Genomic DNA, 18,943 nt, shown 5'->3' with positions numbered 1-18,943 from the left:
ATAGCCGAGTAGTACTAATTGCCCAAAAGCTTACCCTACGTTTGTTACAGTTTCTGCAAAGACATGTTATTCATTGTTGGATGTTTGATGTCGGGTGACCGATGTAGACAAAGACAAAGAACTTAAGATATTATATGGACGAATGATCATCCGGCAACGGACACCGGTCATCGGACATCAAGATTTAGGCGGCCTAGCGCAGGGGTCCCACCTCTTCCCATCCCGAACAGAGAAGTTAAGCCCTGCAGCGCCGATGGTACTGGGGTTACACCCGGGAGAGTAGGTCGCCGCCTCATTTATTCAAAGCCTTTCGTGTAAACGGAAGGCTTTTTTGCGTTATAGACTCTTTTTAGTGATTGTAAATATCAATCTCAAAAATCAAAATTCGGCAATAGGATTATCTAAGCATAAGAGGATTGATAATTATAGGTCTAGCCGGTATTAGTTCTACCAAATCCCGAACTGCTTGAAATGGTGCTCAAAATGCTTTGGATGGAACCTTTCCCATTCCGCATAAGTCAACTTCCCAAACCTTGGATGAACAGTTGTGTTATTGGGAGATGTTTCAAAATAGGCATTATATGCAGTGATGCTATCGAGCAGTTGCTTCTTAGCTTCATCTAAATTCACACTTCTTAGTGGCATTAAGTCTCCAGTCTTCATACCTGGCGCAATCACCCCTCTAGGAAAATCCATGTCTGTGTCTAGCAACGCTCTTTTTTGAAACAGTTGCTTTTCATTAGGTTCAAAATCTCGAATACTGATTCTGTTATAAGCAATTTTAACGGTTATTGTCAGGTGTTCCACCATATGTTGAGGAGACATTATTCCAAACTGAGCTGGTGTTTCGGGTGTTAAATTCTTTAGTTTTTTCTCTATTATTTTGCTTTCCATTTTTCAGGCTTGAGTTTTTAAGGTACAAAAAAAGCGCTTGATTTCTCAAACGCTTTTTGGTGATTAGTGAACTTTAAATCTTAGCTACCGCAAGCTTCACAGTTATCTGGATCATCCAACGAACAAGCTATTGCATCTTGCTGCTGTTTTTGTGTTTTAAGCGGAACTTCTTGCTGAGTGCTTGTCGCAGCTTTTGGCTCAAAGCCAGTCTTGTCCAGCGTGAACTTAATAGCTGCTGTAGCTGCCTGCGATCTCAAGTAGTACATTCCTGTCTTAAGCCCCTTCTTCCATGCGTAGAAGTGCATAGATGTCAGTTTGCCGAAGTTAGGGTCTTGCATGAAGACATTCATACTCTGTGACTGGCAGATGTATGCACCACGGTCGGCAGCCAAATCAATGATGACTTTCTGAGAGATTTCCCATACTGTCTTATAGAGATCTTTAATGTGCTGAGGGATACCAGGGATGTTTTGCACTGATCCATTTGTGGAGATCAATCTGTTTCTCATGGTGTCATCCCATAGTCCTAGTGCAATCAAATCTTTCATCAAGTGTTTGTTCACGATAATGAACTCACCTGACAGCGTTCTTCTTGTGTAGATGTTTGATGTGTAAGGCTCAAAGCACTCATTATTGCCAAGGATCTGAGAAGTAGATGCTGTAGGCATAGGAGCCATCAACAAGGAATTTCTCATTCCGTACTTCTTGATCTTCTCTTTTACCTCAGCCCAATTCCATCTTCCTGATTTTGGTTTCACTCCCCAAAGGTCAAACTGTAGCTCTCCTTTAGAAGCTGGAGATCCTTCATAAGTCTCGTAAGTACCTTGAACCTTTGCTAGCTCCATGGAAGTTTCCACAGCAGCAAAATACATGGTTTCGAAGATGTCCTCATTCAGGCCTTTAGCCTCAGGAGATTCAAAAGGCATGCGAAGCATAATAAATGCATCTGCTAAACCTTGGATACCCAAACCGATTGGGCGATGACGGAAGTTTGATCTTCTTGCTTCTTCTACTGGGTAGTAGTTTACATCAATCACCTTATTCAGGTTCTTGGTCGCTACTTTGGTGATTTCGTATAGTTTCTGATGGTCAAAGAATAATTTTCCATCAGGACCTTGTGTTACAAATTTTGGTAGCGCGATAGAGGCCAAGTTACACACAGCTACTTCGTCCGGAGCAGTGTATTCAATGATTTCTGTACAAAGGTTAGAAGACTTGATGGTGCCAAGGTTTTTCTGGTTTGACTTACCATTTGCAGCATCTTTATAAAGCATGTATGGAGTGCCAGTCTCGATCTGAGATTCTAGAACTTCGAACCAAAGCTCCTGTGCTTTGATAGTCTCACGTGCTTTACCTTCTCTCTCGTACTTTTCATACAATCTTTCGAACTCTTCTCCATGGCATTCGGAAAGTCCTGGCGCCTCGTGTGGACAGAAAAGTGACCACTCCAGATTTTGTTCAACACGCTTCATGAACAGATCAGGGATCCAAAGTGCATAGAATAGATCTCTAGCTCTCATTTCTTCCTTACCATGATTTCTTTTTAGCTCCAAGAAATCTTTAATATCTGCATGCCAAGGCTCTAAGTAAATAGCAAAGCTTCCTTTTCTTTTACCTCCGCCCTGATCCACATAGCGAGCAGTCATGTCAAAGTTTCTAAGCATTGGTACGATACCATTTGAAACACCATTGGTACCCTTGATGTAGGAGCCTTTAGCTCTTACATGGTGAATAGAAAGTCCGATTCCTCCGGCAGATTGTGAGATCTTGGCACATTGCTTCAACGTGTCATAAATCCCGTCAATACTGTCGTCCTTCATCGTAAGCAGGAAGCATGAGGAAAGCTGAGGCTTAGGAGTACCAGCATTAAAAAGGGTAGGGGTAGCGTGTGTAAACCACTTTTCAGAAAGTAAGTTGTAAGTCTCGATCACTGAATCCATATCCTCTTTGTGGATCCCAACAGCCACTCTCATCAACATATGCTGAGGACGTTCTACTACTTTTCCATTCAATTTGATCAAGTAACTTCTCTCCAAAGTCTTGAAACCAAAATAATCATACCCAAAATCCCTTTTGTAATCTATTGCAGCATCTAGTTTTGCCGCGTTATTTTTGATAATGCCATATACTTCAGGGTCAAGCAAAGCTGCATTCTCATCAGTCTTTGGGTTCACATGTGTATATAGTCTTTTCATGGTATTTGAAAAAGACTGGCTAGTAGTTTTATGGAGATTGGAGATAGCGATCCTTGCTGCTAAGATGGCATAGTCAGGATGCTTCACTGTGAGGGATGCGCAAACTTCTGCTGCCAGATTATCTAGCTCGGTTGTAGATACTCCGTCATACAGGCCATCAATTACTTTTTTAGCAACATCAATTGGCTGAATAAACTTGGGATCCAGCTCATAGCAGAGGTTTTCAATTCTTGTTGTAATCTTGTCGAATCGTACTGACTCTCTCCTTCCGTCTCTTTTTAATACTAGCATTTCTTTGGGATTTTTAGGTTGATGGAAAAATTTGGGTAATTAGAAGTCTTCACCAATGGAGAACCTTGGTGAATCGTCTGAGCCTTCATTAGATTTCATAACGCCGGCTTTTTGGTAATCACCAACTCTTTTTTCAAAGAAGTTAGTTTTACCCTGAAGCGAAATCATGTCCATGAAGTCAAATGGGTTTGTGCTGTTCCATATTTTTTCACATTCTAATTCCGCAAGTAGTCTGTCAGCGACAAACTCTATGTATTGGCACATCAAGTCAGAATTCATTCCGATCAGTCTCACAGGAAGTGCATCAGTTACAAACTCTTTTTCGATTTCTACAGCATCTCTGATAATCTCTCTTACCGTATCTTTTGGTAATTGATTGTTTAGATGCTGTGTATAGAGGTGACAAGCAAAATCGCAGTGCAATCCCTCGTCACGGGAAATCAATTCATTGGAGAATGTAAGACCTGGCATCAAACCTCTTTTCTTTAGCCAGAAAATGGAACAGAAAGAACCAGAGAAGAAGATACCTTCCACTGCTGCAAAAGCGATCAAACGCTCTTGGAAGTTACCATTATCAATCCATCTCAAAGCCCAGTCAGCCTTTTTCTTCACACAATCAATATGCTCAATCGCATTAAGGAGCTTGTCACGCTCGGTAGCATCTTTGATATATGTATCTATAAGGAGGCTATACGTTTCAGAGTGGATGTTTTCCATCGCGATCTGGAAACCGTAGAAAAATTTCGCTTCTGTATATTGAACCTCAGAGACAAAGTGCTCTGCTAAGTTTTCATTTACAATCCCGTCACTTGCAGCGAAAAAAGCTAGAACGTGAGAAATAAAATGACGCTCGCCATCATTTAGCGCTTTCCAATCCACCATATCTTGACCTAAGTCTATCTCTTCAGCAGTCCAGAAACTAGCCTCTGCCTTTTTATAATACTGCCAAATGTCATTGTGTTGGATTGGGAATAAAACAAAGCGATTCTTATTCTCTTCTAATATTGGTTCGTACTGCATTGCTTCTTTAATTTTTTAGCGTATTGTTTTGCTTTCTTTTATAATTTATCCTGGTGTGGGGATGAGAAAGGCTGCCTTTTTAGAACAGCCTTTGAACAAATATGTGAATCAATTCTGGGAAATAAAACCTCTGAAGTGACGGTTTAATACAGTTTCTGAACAATGGTCAAAAACTGTATATTATCCAATATATCAAAGGTTTGTAATTAGTGATATCTATCTTTAGATTAACTAAATGGGCTGATTTCAGGGGTTTGAAATAAATTTAAATAATTTCAAAAAATTTTTTCAACCAAAATTCAAGAGCTATTTTGAATGTAGGTCAAGTATTGTGCGTTATTAACTTTGCTTTTCAATAATTTGATCATCAATAAGTTGGAATAAAAGCTGACCAAATTCTAGAAATCATTTATCAATAAAATTGGCAATTGAATGAGAATTCTTAAGGGGATTTTCAGCCTTGAGAATCGAAATGCAAAGGTTCCATGAAAAAGACAAATAATATTTCGGAAGGCTGTTTTTTTGTTCCAATCAACTTTCCTATATTTGCACTCCGATTTCAAAAGAATCAAGAACTATGTACGCAATTGTAAACATCGCAGGAAAGCAGTTCAAAGTAACGCAAGATCAGTTTGTCTATGCTCCAAAGCTAGACTTAGAAACTGGCGCTTCCATCGACTTCGACCAGGTACTATTAGCTGAGGCTGATGGAACTGTGTCTGTAGGAGCTCCTCTATTAGCTGGAGCAAAGGTATCTGGGAAGGTCCTAGATCACGTAAAAGGTGATAAAGTCATCGTCTTCAAAAAGAAGCGCCGAAAGGGCTACAAGAAGAAGAACGGTCACAGACAAGATTTCACCAAAGTTTTGATAGAAAGTATTACAATCTAAGTTTTCTCTTCTGAAAACGATAAAAGAATAAAACCATGGCACATAAGAAAGGCGTCGGTAGTTCCAGAAACGGTAGAGAATCTCAATCCAAGAGATTGGGTGTGAAGAAATTCGGTGGCGAAGTAGTAATCGCTGGTAATATTATCGTAAGACAAAGAGGCACGCTACATCACCCAGGTGAGAATGTAGGGCTAGGTAAAGATCATACCTTATTCGCAACAGCTAACGGTGTTGTTACCTTCAGAAAAAAATATGATGGCAGATCATACGTAAGCGTATTGCCTGCTGAAGCTTAAGTTTAAGCATCAACCAACTCAGGAAGCTCTTTCATTCAATTGAAAGAGCTTTTTTTGTGGGTACATTTATCAGCAGTGTTGCCAGAGATCTTAATGGTAGGGACAGTGGAGAGTATAGCTTAGGTTTTATTAGGTACTCTTATAAATTTTAGCGATTCAGCTAACTATAGCTAGGCTCAAACCTTTTGACTTTGACCTTAACTATTAAAGTTTTTAGACTGCAATTCATTTCCAGTTGTCATTCTTTTAGCAATTCCGGACCAGTAGTATTTTAGCTTAAAAATTCAACATAAAAAATCCCGACTGATCTAACATTCAGTCGGGATTTTTTTAAGTTTTATACCTGATTAAAACGGCCTGTAGCTCATTACTTCATTTATAAATGTCGTGGCACTCTCAGGGGAAATCACCAAAATAAAGACGATTCCAAATAGTGCACCGTACAAATGTGCGTCATGGTTGATCGCGTCGTCTTGGTTTTTGCCTTTGAAATAAGAGTAAATCAGAAATAGAAATCCTAATATAAATCCGGGTAAGCAAAGTATTCCAAACAGGCAGATGTCTGACAGCGGAAGAATAATGATGCTGGCAAAAACTGTAGCAGCCGTTCCTCCTGAGGCTCCTAAGGCTCTATAGTAGCTGTTATCCTGATTTTTCAAATAGGTAGGAATATCTGAAATGATAATTCCCAAAAGATAAAACAGTACATAGACCGCCCCCCCTATTACTACACCGAACTTGTAAGCAAGGATCTGCTCAACTACTCCTCCGAAGAAGTAGAAGGTAAACATGTTGAAGAAAAGATGGATGTAGTCTTTATGGATGAATCCGGAAGTGATGAATCGATCCCACTGCTGGTTACGCTTTATTTTGTAAGGAATGAACATGCAGCGTTCCATATAAGCCGCATTATTGATTCCATAGTAACTGCTAATTGCTGTGACTATGATCAGGACAATTGTAATTGATAAATCCATTTATTTTTCCCTGTGAATTAAGTCCTGAGTGATTTTTTTGAGTTCAAGGAAATAGTCTTCGTTTTTGAAATGTATCGCGTCGTATTGTGCAAATCCAGCGTCGAAATAAGAATTCATTTTGGCTTCAGTAATTGACTTTATACCTAGCTTTTCATAAATCCCCCGAACGGCTTTCACTTTTTCTTCTTTATCAAATTCATTTTGAGAAAGCCAATAGTTCAATGTCTCAGCATCTTTTCCTTCGGCTAGTTCCAGTGCTTTGATCAGTAAGAATGTCTTTTTATTGGAAATGATATCACCGCCAACTTGCTTACCGAATTTTGCCTGATCAGCAAAGACATCGAGTAAATCGTCCTTGAGCTGGAAGCCTACACCTACATTTACACCAAAGACATACAGTTTCTGCGCATCTTCTTTCTCTGCTCCAGCCAGCAAAGCTCCAAGCTGCAAAGCAAATCCTAAGAGTACGGCAGTCTTCAAACGAATCATGGTAATGTATTCGTCTTCATGGACGTACTCTAAGGACTCGAAATTCATATCGAACTGTTGTCCTTCACAAACCTCAGATGCTGTTTTGTTGAACAATCGAATAACATCTCCAAGTTTATCTACTTCTGTCGGTAGCAGTAGGTCATATGCTTTTACCAGCATCACATCACCAGAAAGGATTGCCACGTTCTTATTCCATTTCACATGGACAGCATCTTTTCCCCTTCGCAAAGGAGCATCGTCCATAATATCGTCGTGCATCAGGGTGAAGTTGTGAAAAACTTCAACTGCTGCAGCCTGACTGAGGATTTCTTCTGGATTTGACTTATAAATCCCATAAGCCAATAAACTAAGCAAAGGACGGATTCTTTTTCCGTCCAAGCTTAAAATATAGGTAATGGGATCATAAAGTTCTCGGGGTGTTTTTCCTAGCTCTAAAGCACTCGGGAGGTTCTGGATGAAGGTTTCCAGCTTACCTAATAACTCGTGCGCGTGGTTTTTTCTTGTCATTATCGGCAAATTCCAAATCTATCGTTCTACGGTCAATATCTGTATTAACTACTCTGACCTTCACTTTGTCGCCCAAAGTGATCATTTTTTTTGTTTTCGAGCCAATCAAACGCATGTTTTTCTGATCGAAATCGTAGTAATCATCATCCATGTCCTGCACTCGAATCATGCCTTCACACTTGGTTTCGGTGATCTCTACAAACACTCCCCATTCGGTCACGCCTGCTACAATTCCCTCATAATCTTTGTCTTCGGCAAGAGACATGAACTCTACTTGCTTGTATTTGATTGAGGCTCTTTCGGCATCTGCTGCACGTTTTTCACGCTCTGAGGAATGCACACATTTTTGTTCCCAAGCTTCAGCGTCTGGAGACTTACCATTTTCAAGATATAGTTCCAGTAGCCTGTGTACCATCATATCAGGATAACGACGGATAGGAGAGGTGAAGTGGGAGTAGTGAGCGAATGCCAACCCAAAGTGTCCTTTTGGCTCAGTGGTGTATTTGGCTTTTGCCATACTTCTAATTGCAAGTTGTTCAAGCACGTTTTGCTCAGGCTTACCCTGAATATCTTCCATCAGCTTGTTCAGTGCTTTGGATATAGTTTTTTCGTCTGCTATCTCGAACTCATGGCCAAATCGCTTCGCAAAGCCGGAGAATGTATCCAATCGCTCCATATCCGGAGAATCGTGTGTACGATAGACAAAAGTATCTTTTCCTTTATTCTTATTGAAAATGAATTCTGCTACATACTTGTTTGCAAGAAGCATGAATTCCTCTATGAGCTTATGAATGTCCTTTCGCTCCTTAATCATCAGACCAAGTGGTGTGCCTTTTTCATCCAGCTTGAATTTTACTTCTACCGTTTCAAAGTTGACAGCTCCATGTTTAAATCTTCGTTGGCGGATCTTTTTTGCCATCACGTTAAGCAGAGTTAGTTCCTCAAAGTAATCGCCTGACTGAGTATCTATATTCTCCTGCGCATCTTCGTAGGCATATCTTCTATCCGAGTGTATAACTGTCCTTCCAATCCAATGTTTCTTCACATTTGCCTCGTCATCCACTTCGAATACACAGGCAAAAGTTAATTTGTCTTCATGTGGACGAAGTGAGCAAAGTCCATTACTCAATCGCTCCGGAAGCATAGGGATGGTCCTATCTACTAGGTAGACAGAAGTGGCTCTATTGTAAGCTTCTTTTTCCAACGCTGTCTTTGGCTGCACATAATGAGTCACATCGGCGATGTGCACTCCGATTTCGTGATTGCCATTTTCTAACTTTCTGTACGAAATCGCATCATCAAAATCCTTTGCATCTGCAGGGTCAATCGTGAAAGTCAATACATCTCTGAAATCTTTTCTTTTCTTGATCTCCTTGGCAGTAATCTTTTCAGAGATAGCCTCAGCTTCTTTTTCTGGCTCCTCAGGATACTCAAATGGTAAACCAAATTCGGCCATGATGGAGTGAATTTCTACTTCATGTTCACCGGCTTTGCCAAGTACACGTGTCACTTGTCCGGTTGGGTTTTTATCGCCTTCTCTCCATTCGGTGAGTTTTACTACTACTTTTTCTCCGTGCTGTGCACCGTTGAGTTCACCTCTATGCACAAAGATGTCCTTGTGCATTTTCTTGAAATCAGGAACGACAAAGGCGAATCGTGGTGATATTTCCACTCTGCCCACGAATTCGTCCCGGCTTCTTTCCACGACTTCCAGCACTTTGCCTTCAACCCGACCGGTTTTTCCTTTGAGAGGATAGACCATCACGCGGACTTTGTCACCATCCAGCGCTTGCTTCATGTCAGCTTCTTTGACTAAAATGTCCCCATCGACCTTCTCAGGATCGAGTGGTACGATGAATGCAAATCTTGGATTTACAAAGTCCACAATTCCCTCTATAAATTCAGGGTCTTGTGTAGATGAGTAATAATTTCTTGGATTTCTAGAAACCGAACCCGCTTCTACTAATTTGCTTAGTACAGGTTCTACGCCCCCTTTTGTAATGGCGTCTCTGATTTCGAGTTTCTTTATGATTTGCTTGGAGTTGAATTCTTCTCCATAGTGAGCATCTAAAAATTGAAGGATGCTGCGGGCCAAGCTGGCTGCGTCTGTTTGTTTCCCTCCTTGATTTTTGCTGTTGTTTTTTCTGTGTTGTTTTCTTCCCATGATTTGGGTTGTTGATTAGGGTTAAGGTAAAAAGATTTATGTCCCTGCGCCCATTAATCTTTATGATCTTTTTTTGAATCTTCTAAATGGATGATTTCTATTTCTAAGTCATCCGACTGCGGATGCATAGCCATATATACTCGAGCTGTGACTTCCACATCTCTCAGGCAGTATTTTTTGATTTTTTCTACGTCTTTTTCCAGATGAAAAGTGGTGTTGACCTGACTTCCGTCAAGATCATCTTTTGAAGATGGAATTCCAAAAACTGAAGCCAAAAGCTCCAAGCGGGTGTAATGTTTATAGTCTCCAAACTTCCAAAGCTCCATCGTATCGAGATGGCGAACTTCCCAGGGCTTTTTCCCGGAGATCTGTAAAGGCTCCGGCAAAGATACTCCATTAATGAGCATCCTACGACAGAGGTATGGAAAATCAAATTCCTTACCGTTGTGAGCGCAAAGAATCCATTTTTTCTTCTCTAACAAAGCTTTAAATTCCAAAAGAAGTTCCCGTTCATCTTCATGGGCATAACATTTTGATCTGAACGCCAGTTTTTTGTCTTTCTTTTTCCATTGAAAATAGCCGACGCCTACACAGACTACCTGCCCAAACTCAGCGTGAATTCCCGCTCGGTCAAAATATAAAGCACCTGGATCATGAAGATGTTCTGGCGATTGAATTAGCCGTTCTTTCTTCAGCCATTCATCTTGAATACGCTCTGGCAGTTCTTCAAAATTTTCAGTCAATGAAGCTGTTTCTATATCTAGAAACAGGATGTCATTCAGTTGATCAAAAAAATCTGCCATAATCCGTCATTATGCGTGGAGAACTCCTTCTAGGCCAATTTCGGGAATCATCTTGATGAATCCAGTGTCAAAACTGCCTGAAGTAAAGATAAACTTTTTATCAAAAATCTGATCCAAAATATAGTAACTCACCCAAAACTCATTGTTCAAAGCAAATACCGCCGGATCAATTGCCTCAACTTTAGCCACCGCCTGCTCTCCTAGCTCATCGATCATGTGGCGAAGAGTGGAAGTTTTCTTTAATTCTCCATTTATCTCACCATAGCCCTTGGAAGTGATCATCACATTTTTTAACTCTATCAAATTTAAATTGATGATGTAAACTGCCCATTCTGTACCTGCTGCGGTTTCTTCTTTTGCTATCGCTAGTTTTACTCCAGTCACTGGACTGAAATCTATGTCTTTCTTCATATTGCTTCTATACGCTCCATTTCAAATAGGTTGACCAAATGCTGCTTTACCCGAGCTTTGACTTCCTGAATATCCACAGCTCTACCTAGTTCCAGATGAAGTGAGGTGACTTCTTTATCATCGATGCCGCAGGGGATGATGTGTCCAAAATAGCTGATATCGGTGTTTACATTGAACGCAAAACCATGCATGGTGACCCAGCGGCTTGATTTCACACCCATTGCACAGATTTTCCTAGGATTTTTTTGTTCCAAATGATCTATCCAAACGCCAGTTAATCCATCGATCCTTCCTGCTGGTACTCCATAATCAGCCAACGTCAAAATGATCGCTTCTTCCAGAAATCTCAGGTACTTATGAATATCCGTGAAGAAATTGTCAAGATCTAAAATTGGGTAACCTACGAGCTGGCCGGGGCCGTGATAGGTGATATCTCCGCCACGATTGATTTTGTAATACTGGGCTTGGTGCGTTTTGAGACCGTTTTCATCCAAAAGCAGGTTTTCTTCCTTCCCACTTTTACCCAAGGTATAAACATGAGGATGCTCGACAAATAGCATGTAATTGTTACTTGGAACTTGGTCGGCTGGAGCCAAAGGGCGGTTTTTTATTTTCAAAGCGACAGTTTCCGCAAATAACTGCTCCTGATAATCCCAAGCCTGCTGATAATCAACCTGCCCAAGATCTCGGAATTCTACTTTTTTATTGATAATTTCATTCATCGAATGGTCCCGAAGGATTTACTTTTCAACTGAACTCAAATCGGGTTCGTTCATTGATTTTTCAAAATTAAACAAATATCCAAGATGGCTGAGCACAACGATTCAGGAAAACTCGCAGAGCAACTCGCTGCAGATTGGTTAGTAGGAAAAGGATACGAATTGCTTGATACAAATTACCGTCATGGACATGCCGAGATCGATTTGATTTTAAAGCACCGTGGGTTGTTAATTTTTGTTGAAGTCAAGTTTAGATCCGGGACTGGCTTCGGTTTTGCAGAGGAGTTCGTCGATGCTACTAAGCGCAAACTGTTGATCAAAGCGGCTGACCATTATATTTATGAAAAGGACTGGCACAACGATATCCGTTTTGACATCATAGGCGTTTATAAGGATCGAACAGGGAAAATCAATTTCAGGCATTTTGAAGATGCTTTCTATTAATCACCAAACCAACTAATTATTCTTAACTGTATGAAAAAATTGACATTCACCTTCTTTTTTGCTTTGATAGCTTTAATAGGTTTTGCACAGAGTGAAAGTAAAGACAAGCAAATTGAGTCAGACAGTCAAGATGCAAAAGCAGCTTTTCTCGAAGATGACCCGAGTATGCAGGAATTATTCGACTCTTCTTATGGCTATATTATTTTGCCCAATGTAGGAAAAGGTGGTTTGGGAATCGGTGGAGCTGCTGGAAACGGAGTTGCCTATCAAGGCGGTAGTAAAATCGGCTACGCAAAAATGACTCAGGTTACCATAGGTTTTCAAGCAGGTGGTCAAGCGTATTCTGAAGTCGTATTTTTCGAAGATCAGGAGGCCTTTGATCGATTCAAAACGAGTAAAGTGGAAATGTCTGCCCAGGTTTCTGCAGTAGCAGCTGCTTCCGGCGCTTCCTTGAATGCAAAATATGTGGATGGCGTTGCAGTATTTACCCGAACCAAAGGTGGATTAATGTACGAGGCCTCGGTAGGAGGTCAGCAATTCAAATTCAGAGAAGACTAATAATTAATTGTCTTTTCGATAGACCAGATTTCCGTCCTTATCCCATTCAGCACGAATGTAAGGGCGGAAATTTTTTGTATAAGCCGTTTCCTGATACTGGATTTCCCGTTTTCTGACAGCTTTTGTATTGTTATAGTCCCAGTATTCGGTCCATAGACCGACTTTTTCGCCGTATTGATATTCACCGGTTACAGCTACTTGCTTGTCCTCATAGAAGTAGAAGTAGTTACCTTCCTCCAAACCGTACTGCACAGGGATTATTTCCTGAATAGTCTTTGAGGATTGATCAAAGTACCGAGTTCGTGATTCCCTAGGCCATCCTGCTTCGAAGTGGTTTTTATCTTGTAGCACATTCTCTGAATCAAAGAGCATCCAGGTTTTATGCTTTGTGCCGTAATAAAACATGCCACTTTCTACCACTTCCTCATTAATCACCCGCTCGTAGGGGCCGTGCAGTAGATATCCTTTTCCAACTTCATAATCTTTGGTTTTGATACTTCGATCTTGCGTGTCAAACCAATAAACGTCGCGAATATAAGGATCAGGTTTGCGTGTAGCGTCAGTATAATTAAAGTGTTCAAAAATCTGCTGTCCACGTATTTCCTGCCTGGTATATCCTTTCTTCGTTTTTATCCCAAACCATTCGTTTTTCCGAGCTTTCTTCTTTTTCTCCTTCTTTTCTTCCTTCTCCTTGGAGTCATCAAAAAGTAACAAAGGCATGGTAGTGGGGAGCAATCTAGAATTTACCACACCGCTTGAATCAGGATCTGATTTGGTTTCAGATTCTTCACTTTGCGCAAAAGAAACACGACTCAGAAGAAGGAAAAACAGAAAACTGATATAAAATCGATTCATATTTAATAAAAACGCAATTTACTTCGGTGTATTTTATCCAAAAATAACATTTCGAGATCAAAAGCCACCGATTGTTTAGATTTTATAATCTTCTCTTTACTTTTGTGGAATTTGTAAAAAAATCTCTCAAACAATGAATTCTATTTTATCAGACCGGATAATCAATATGGAGGAATCAGCCACTCTTGCGATGGCAAAAAAAGCAAGAGAGCTGAAATCACAAGGGGTTGACATCATCAGCCTTAGTTTAGGTGAGCCTGACTTCAAGACACCAAAGCATATCCAAGAGGCTGCAAAAGATGCAATCGACGAAGGAAAGTACTTTTCATATCCTCCTGTAGCGGGTTATCAGGATCTGAGAGAAGCTATCGCAAAGAAGCTTCGCGAAGAAAATGAAATCTCCGAGGCAAAAGCAGAAAATATAGTTGTTTCTACTGGTGCGAAGCATTCCATTGCCAATGTATTTATGTGCATGATCAATGAAGGCGATGAGGTGGTGATTTTCTCTCCATACTGGGTGAGTTATGCCGAGATCATCAAATTGGCAGGCGGAGTTCCTGTATTGATCGAAGGTACTTTAGAAAACAACTTCAAAGCCACTGCGGCTCAATTGGAAGCTGTTATCACTCCAAAGACTAAAGGTGTTATCTATTCTTCTCCTTGTAATCCTACAGGGTCTGTATTCAGTAAAACAGAGCTAGAGGCAATTGCTGAAGTAGTTCAAAAGCATGAGAATATCATGGTGATCGCAGATGAGATCTATGAGAAAATCAACTTTGCAGGTAGAAACTATAGCATCGCATCTTTCCCAGGAATGTTTGACAGAACGATCACGGTGAACGGTTTCTCCAAAGGATATGCAATGACTGGCTGGAGAGTAGGCTATATCTGTGCTCCAGTTTGGATGGCAAAGGCCGTGGAGAAAATCCAAGGCCAATTCACATCAGGAGGTACAGGTATCGCTCAGCGTGCTGCATTGGCAGGAATCGCCGGTGATCAAACACCAACTACGGAAATGGCAAATGCTTACCTGAGAAGAAGAGGTTTGGTATTGGATTTACTGCGTGATATTCCAGGCATCAAAACTCACGTTCCTGAAGGAGCATTTTATTTCTTCCCGGATGTAACTGCTTTCTTTGGTAAGTCTGCTAAAGGGCATGACGTGAAAGATGCAGACGATCTTTGCCTTTACCTTCTGGCTGAAGCACATGTTTCTCTTGTGACTGGAGCTGCTTTTGGAGCGCCGGATTGTATCAGACTTTCTTATGCTGCCTCTGATGAGGAATTGGTCGATGCGCTAGGCAGAATGAAAAAAGCGCTAGGCGAGCTAGCTTAATTTTATCGGATTATCGGTTGCGATGCCAGAATTGCTCTTTTCTTTGCTGAGCTGACCGAAGACGGAAGACGGGCGACCGAAGTGGCCTCAATCGAAAAGTTGATCGTCCTTGCTACGAGCTTAAGCTTTTTTGAAAGTAAAAGTGAAGCATCAAATCTTAAAACTTAACCCCGGCAATTGTCGGGGTTATTTTTTGCCTAGCCAGAAAGGCTTATTTTTGGGAAAATTTACCTTATGGCTGAAGTTATAGTAATCACCCCAGTAAAAAACTCTCTAGAAACGACTTTGGATACAGCTAGAGCAATTGCTGGTTCTACGGTGAAAGTGAGGCATATTATTTTTAATGACTTCAGTACTCCAGAGACCAAAGCTGGATTAAATGAGAATCAACCAAGCATAGGATATGAGCTGATCCATTTGGAAGATCATACTGATCATCCCTCTCCTAATTACAAACTGGTACTTCAAATGGCTCAGAAGATGGCAAATGAAGCTAATCTTCCACTATTGGTCATAGAATCAGATGTCGTGGTGAAGGAAAATACGATCAGGGATTTGCTGGATTTTCAAAAAGCTAATTCTAAATCAGGTCTTGTCGGGTCGGTGACAGTTGATGAAAAAGGAGTGGTAAATTTCCCTTACTTAAAATTCAAAGGAGTGAAGGAATCCGTAATTGATACCTCTAGAAGTTTAAGTTTCTGCTGTACACTTTTCTCAACAGATTTTTTGAAAGTTTACGATTTCATGGGCTTGGATGAGGCCAAAGATTGGTATGACACCTTTATTTCCAAGAAGTCAATTGAACTTGGATTTAAAAACTATGTGCTGATGAATGCGCCAGTGTGGCACAGACCACATGCGAGCAGACCATGGAAGCAATTGAAATACAGCAATCCGCTGAAATACTACTTCCTAAAGTTTTGGAAGGGGATGGATAAGATTTAATCCTGCTTCACTAAAGGAGTTTTAGTGGAAAAAATGCTCGAATTGAGTTAATTCTTTTTTCACCGCCAAGGTATCTCTGCCGAATTCTTTGAGCTGGTAATTTTCTGATTTGAGGGAGTGATAACAATTTTCCAAGTCAGCAGGATTTAAATTCTCATTTTCGAAAATGATCACTTGAGGTTTGGTTTTAGCAATGTCAAAAATCTTTATCACCTCCAAATCATAGCCTTCTGCATCAATTTGTAACAAATCAATTTTGGCTATTTTGAATCTTTTAATGAGTGACTTAGGTGATATGACGGGGACTTCATTGTAACTAATTCTATCTTCTAGGTTTTCGGGAATTTGTATGCCTTCTTTTGAACAGTTTTTTTCTACTACTCCGTTTTCAAAAGCCAGTTTTAACTTATCCAGAGAAAAAGACGCCAATCCAGTTGCCCATCTGCTATCGCAAAACGCGATTTTATGTAATTTTTGACTTCCGTCTTCCGAACCTATTGCAGCACAAATGGGATGTATTCCCTTGTCAAGTCGGTAGATTTTGGATAATTCATCTTTGAAAACATTTTGTTGCGGTTCTAGCAATACCCCCTTCCAATGATCTCTTTTGATGAATTTATGGATCGGATCGTTGGTGATACCATCGTTTGCTCCAATCTGTATCACAAAGAATTCTCCGGCCTTTGATTTGGAATAATTCGATATGAACTCTGCTAAGGTTCCCTTTTTAGGGGAGTAAAGATTCTTATAATAAAAAGTGAATATTGGGTGATTTGATGCGCTTAGGTTAAAACGGATTTTCTTCCACTTTTTTTTAAACGTATTCTTAAAATGGTTCTTCATAGGGTTAAAATAGGTTTTTAGTGGGCACAAAGCTTGTGCAGAGCTTCTCAGGCGGGCTCGATTTCATAAATCATGTTTTTGTACAGCTAGATTTATTGTATCGGTGATAGCTGTTTGTTTTTTCAGACTTATGAAAGTAAGCCCAAAAATTTCATAAGACTATTATATGGCTTTGACCACGTTCGTTGAATACGAAGTGGGCCATTTAATTCCCGCTCAAAAAACTCTCTATGATTCTCGTTTAAATATGCAATTCGTTCTTTTTTCTTCTGGGAAGTCCCTGTTTTTTTTCGCTTGCTTCCAGAATGAATCCTGTAGAAAAAACCAATAAAAGGTAATTTGACCACCTCTCCACCGTTTTTCAGCATTTTGATCCAAAACTCCCAGTCTTCTCTACCCATTTTCATGCCCTCGCTGAAGCTACCGACGGCTAGCGCATCGGCTCTTCTGAAAACAGCACTTACAAAAATCATATTGTCTCGGGCTAATGCATTTAAACTAAAGGGTTTTAAATTCCAAGGGCGTTCACCATTTTCATCAAATTTCACAGCTTCGCAATACACAACTTTTACCTGAGGTTTTTTTTCTAAGAAATTGATAGCTTCCTCTAGGTATTCTTTTGAGATCAAGTCATCTCCATCTAAAGGCAGGATGTATTTACTTTTAGAAAACTCAATGCCGGCATTTCTAGCTACTGCGACTCCAGCATTTTTCTGATTTAGCAGATAGATATTGCTGTGTTTTTCAGTTAACTCTTCGGCGATTTCTTCACTATTGTCTGTTGAGCCATCATTTACGATGATGATTTCAAGGGCTGAATAGGTGGAATTAAGAGCAGATTGGACAGTTTCAGCAAGGAACTTTGCTTGATTGTAGCAGGGTATTATGATGGAAACGGTAGGGTTCAAGGTTTTGAAGTAATGTTGAAGTAGCTGCAATTTAATTGAATAGTCTGTGAGTTCTTACTTTGTTGGAAAAGTTGTATAAAGGGTAATTGCTGGCAAGTTTATTTTGGTTGGGCTTAAAAAATCCAAACAATAATTTGTTTAATTAGCTGAAGTTCATAACTTTAATCTGGTGATTAAACAACTTTTCAATAGTATTTGACTTTTTCAAACGCGGATTGTAACACTAATCCATTTTTCTACCTCAACCTGTTTCAGAAAAAATCCGGACTACGGTTCGGATTTTTTTTTGAGTAATTTTTAGTGAACTTTCGGCTTGCGAATTTCCTCACCAACTATGATTCGAGTAAATATTTTACTAGTGTTTTTTGTGTTCCTGTGCAGTAGTAAGTCTTTTGCTCAAAACTCGAAGCTTCAATACGACTCCACGTATGTGGAAAGCACGCGTGATGTGTTGGCGTCCAGGCTTTTTTTCAGTAGAAAATACACTAGAATAGTAGCTAAAACGCCTGAATCAAATGAGCGATACACGTTGGTTCCTAATACTGGATTGAAAATGGGGCTAGGATTTACCTATCAGGATCTTACTATTAATGCCTCTTTTCCAGTAAGTTTTCTTTATCCCGATAAAATAGGTGATTGGCCGGGGAATTTGGATTTGCAGTCTCACATCTATGCACCTAAGGTTATTGTAGATTTCTTTGGGCAATTTTACAACGGATATAAGATAAATGCGGAAAACAGGACTTATTCCGACGAAGATTACCTAAGAGAGGATTTGCGTCAAATGTCTTTGGGAATCAATATGAATTACTTGTTTTTTGGAGACAAACTGTCCATTGCGGCAGCCTGGAACCAGTCCTCCATCCAAAAAAAATCAGCCTATTCTCCATTCGTAGGCTTTGAAGGATATGGAGGAAATATGCGGGGTGATTCATTGCTATTGCCTGTCAATCCGGAGACTGATTTAGTTAATTTTGACCGGGCAAGTTATTTTATGGCAGGTCCTAATGCTGGAATGGCAGGAACTTGGGTTTTTTGGAAGAATTTTTATTTGACGGGGGTTGCAGCTGTAAATCTGAGTGGAGGATATACCAAGTGGAGAAATGTGGAGGAACGCAAAGAATGGGGGGGCGCTCCTACCTATTATCTACGTGGTTTCTTCGGGTATAATGGTCCTCGGTTTGCCGTTACGACGAGCTATGTCTATAAAAACCTTAATCTGATCAAGGGAGGACCGTATGATCAGGCAGTAAATACGGGAGACTACAGAATTAATTTTATATACAAAATTTACGCAGGAAAGAGTTTTAAGAAAAAATTCAACAAAGTGAACCCTGTTCGAATTATCATAAAAGAGTAAATTATTGGCCTAAATACAAATCGCATTTGACAGGGC

Annotated in this window: 19 protein-coding genes and 1 rRNA gene; 8 read left to right on the top strand and 12 right to left on the bottom strand. The window is 40.2% G+C overall.

Annotated features, from left to right (window positions below; all coding sequences use genetic code 11):
* Positions 1–184: 184 nt before the first annotated feature.
* Positions 185–296 (top strand): 5S ribosomal RNA (gene rrf / locus BM386_RS23285).
* A 151-nt stretch (positions 297–447) separates the two neighbouring features.
* On the opposite strand, the gene BM386_RS23280 is transcribed toward rrf, so the two are convergent.
* The 3 genes from BM386_RS23280 to BM386_RS23270 form a co-directional block, all read right to left on the bottom strand.
* Positions 448–894 (bottom strand): DUF1569 domain-containing protein, encoded by a 447-nt coding sequence (locus BM386_RS23280; protein WP_091698586.1) that lies wholly within the window; start codon positions 892–894, stop codon positions 448–450.
* Between the two features lie 80 nt (positions 895–974).
* Entirely contained in the window at positions 975–3,380 is a 2,406-nt protein-coding gene (locus BM386_RS23275; RefSeq protein WP_091698579.1) for a ribonucleoside-diphosphate reductase subunit alpha, read from the bottom strand.
* Between the two features lie 39 nt (positions 3,381–3,419).
* Entirely contained in the window at positions 3,420–4,400 is a 981-nt protein-coding gene (locus BM386_RS23270; protein ID WP_091698575.1) for a ribonucleotide-diphosphate reductase subunit beta, read from the bottom strand.
* Between the two features lie 577 nt (positions 4,401–4,977).
* Here BM386_RS23270 and rplU point away from each other — a divergent pair.
* Both rplU and rpmA read left to right on the top strand, forming a co-directional pair.
* Complete coding sequence (gene rplU, locus BM386_RS23265) at positions 4,978–5,289, top strand: 50S ribosomal protein L21 (RefSeq protein ID WP_091698570.1); 312 nt, start codon at positions 4,978–4,980, stop codon at positions 5,287–5,289.
* Positions 5,290–5,324: 35 nt separating this feature from the next.
* Entirely contained in the window at positions 5,325–5,585 is a 261-nt protein-coding gene (gene rpmA, locus BM386_RS23260) for a 50S ribosomal protein L27 (RefSeq protein ID WP_091698564.1), read from the top strand.
* Between the two features lie 347 nt (positions 5,586–5,932).
* Here rpmA and BM386_RS23255 read toward each other — a convergent pair whose 3' ends face one another.
* From BM386_RS23255 to lipB, 6 genes are read right to left on the bottom strand one after another with little or no spacing between them, the layout of a single operon-like run.
* Positions 5,933–6,562, bottom strand: coding sequence for a rhomboid family intramembrane serine protease (locus BM386_RS23255; RefSeq protein ID WP_091698561.1), 630 nt, complete (start codon positions 6,560–6,562; stop codon positions 5,933–5,935).
* The gene (locus BM386_RS23250; protein WP_091698559.1) at positions 6,563–7,561 is read right to left on the bottom strand and encodes a polyprenyl synthetase family protein; all 999 of its coding nucleotides are present in this window, start codon (positions 7,559–7,561) and stop codon (positions 6,563–6,565) included.
* The gene (rnr, locus tag BM386_RS23245; RefSeq protein ID WP_091698556.1) at positions 7,524–9,725 is read right to left on the bottom strand and encodes a ribonuclease R; all 2,202 of its coding nucleotides are present in this window, start codon (positions 9,723–9,725) and stop codon (positions 7,524–7,526) included. The genes BM386_RS23250 and rnr overlap by 38 nt, the downstream gene beginning before the upstream one ends.
* A 53-nt stretch (positions 9,726–9,778) precedes the next feature.
* Positions 9,779–10,528, bottom strand: a complete 750-nt coding sequence (locus BM386_RS23240) for a 3'-5' exonuclease (protein ID WP_091698554.1) — start codon at positions 10,526–10,528, stop codon at positions 9,779–9,781.
* 9 nt (positions 10,529–10,537) lie between these two features.
* Positions 10,538–10,939 carry a hypothetical protein gene (locus BM386_RS23235; RefSeq protein WP_091698551.1) on the bottom strand — a complete coding sequence of 134 codons (402 nt, stop codon included), beginning with the start codon at positions 10,937–10,939 and terminating at the stop codon, positions 10,538–10,540.
* Positions 10,936–11,661 carry a lipoyl(octanoyl) transferase LipB gene (lipB, locus tag BM386_RS23230; RefSeq protein ID WP_091698548.1) on the bottom strand — a complete coding sequence of 242 codons (726 nt, stop codon included), beginning with the start codon at positions 11,659–11,661 and terminating at the stop codon, positions 10,936–10,938. The genes BM386_RS23235 and lipB overlap by 4 nt, the downstream gene beginning before the upstream one ends.
* Before the next feature lie 84 nt (positions 11,662–11,745).
* Between lipB and BM386_RS23225 the strand changes: the two genes are divergently transcribed.
* Both BM386_RS23225 and BM386_RS23220 read left to right on the top strand, forming a co-directional pair.
* Complete coding sequence (locus BM386_RS23225; protein WP_091698546.1) at positions 11,746–12,102, top strand: YraN family protein; 357 nt, start codon at positions 11,746–11,748, stop codon at positions 12,100–12,102.
* 30 nt (positions 12,103–12,132) lie between these two features.
* Positions 12,133–12,660: a lipid-binding SYLF domain-containing protein gene (locus tag BM386_RS23220; RefSeq protein WP_091698543.1), complete on the top strand. Its 528-nt coding sequence runs from the start codon at positions 12,133–12,135 to the stop codon at positions 12,658–12,660.
* Positions 12,661–12,663: 3 nt separating this feature from the next.
* On the opposite strand, the gene BM386_RS23215 is transcribed toward BM386_RS23220, so the two are convergent.
* Positions 12,664–13,515: a toxin-antitoxin system YwqK family antitoxin gene (locus BM386_RS23215; RefSeq protein WP_091698540.1), complete on the bottom strand. Its 852-nt coding sequence runs from the start codon at positions 13,513–13,515 to the stop codon at positions 12,664–12,666.
* Between the two features lie 133 nt (positions 13,516–13,648).
* Here BM386_RS23215 and BM386_RS23210 point away from each other — a divergent pair, with 133 nt between their 5' ends.
* Both BM386_RS23210 and BM386_RS23205 read left to right on the top strand, forming a co-directional pair.
* The gene (locus BM386_RS23210) at positions 13,649–14,851 is read left to right on the top strand and encodes a pyridoxal phosphate-dependent aminotransferase (protein ID WP_091698537.1); all 1,203 of its coding nucleotides are present in this window, start codon (positions 13,649–13,651) and stop codon (positions 14,849–14,851) included.
* A gap of 234 nt (positions 14,852–15,085) precedes the next feature.
* Entirely contained in the window at positions 15,086–15,796 is a 711-nt protein-coding gene (locus tag BM386_RS23205) for a glycosyltransferase family 2 protein (protein ID WP_091698534.1), read from the top strand.
* Between the two features lie 21 nt (positions 15,797–15,817).
* Here the strand turns inward: BM386_RS23205 and BM386_RS23200 are convergent, their stop codons facing one another.
* The gene (locus BM386_RS23200) at positions 15,818–16,639 is read right to left on the bottom strand and encodes an FkbM family methyltransferase (protein ID WP_091698531.1); all 822 of its coding nucleotides are present in this window, start codon (positions 16,637–16,639) and stop codon (positions 15,818–15,820) included.
* A gap of 128 nt (positions 16,640–16,767) precedes the next feature.
* Complete coding sequence (locus BM386_RS23195) at positions 16,768–17,577, bottom strand: glycosyltransferase family 2 protein (RefSeq protein ID WP_244545608.1); 810 nt, start codon at positions 17,575–17,577, stop codon at positions 16,768–16,770.
* A 304-nt stretch (positions 17,578–17,881) separates the two neighbouring features.
* Between BM386_RS23195 and BM386_RS23190 the strand changes: the two genes are divergently transcribed.
* Positions 17,882–18,907: a DUF4421 domain-containing protein gene (locus BM386_RS23190; protein WP_091698528.1), complete on the top strand. Its 1,026-nt coding sequence runs from the start codon at positions 17,882–17,884 to the stop codon at positions 18,905–18,907.
* Positions 18,908–18,943 lie beyond the last annotated feature (36 nt).

The organism is Algoriphagus locisalis, from assembly GCF_900116615.1.
Classification (GTDB): domain Bacteria; phylum Bacteroidota; class Bacteroidia; order Cytophagales; family Cyclobacteriaceae; genus Algoriphagus; species Algoriphagus locisalis.
This window is presented reverse-complemented; position numbering and strand designations above follow the sequence as displayed.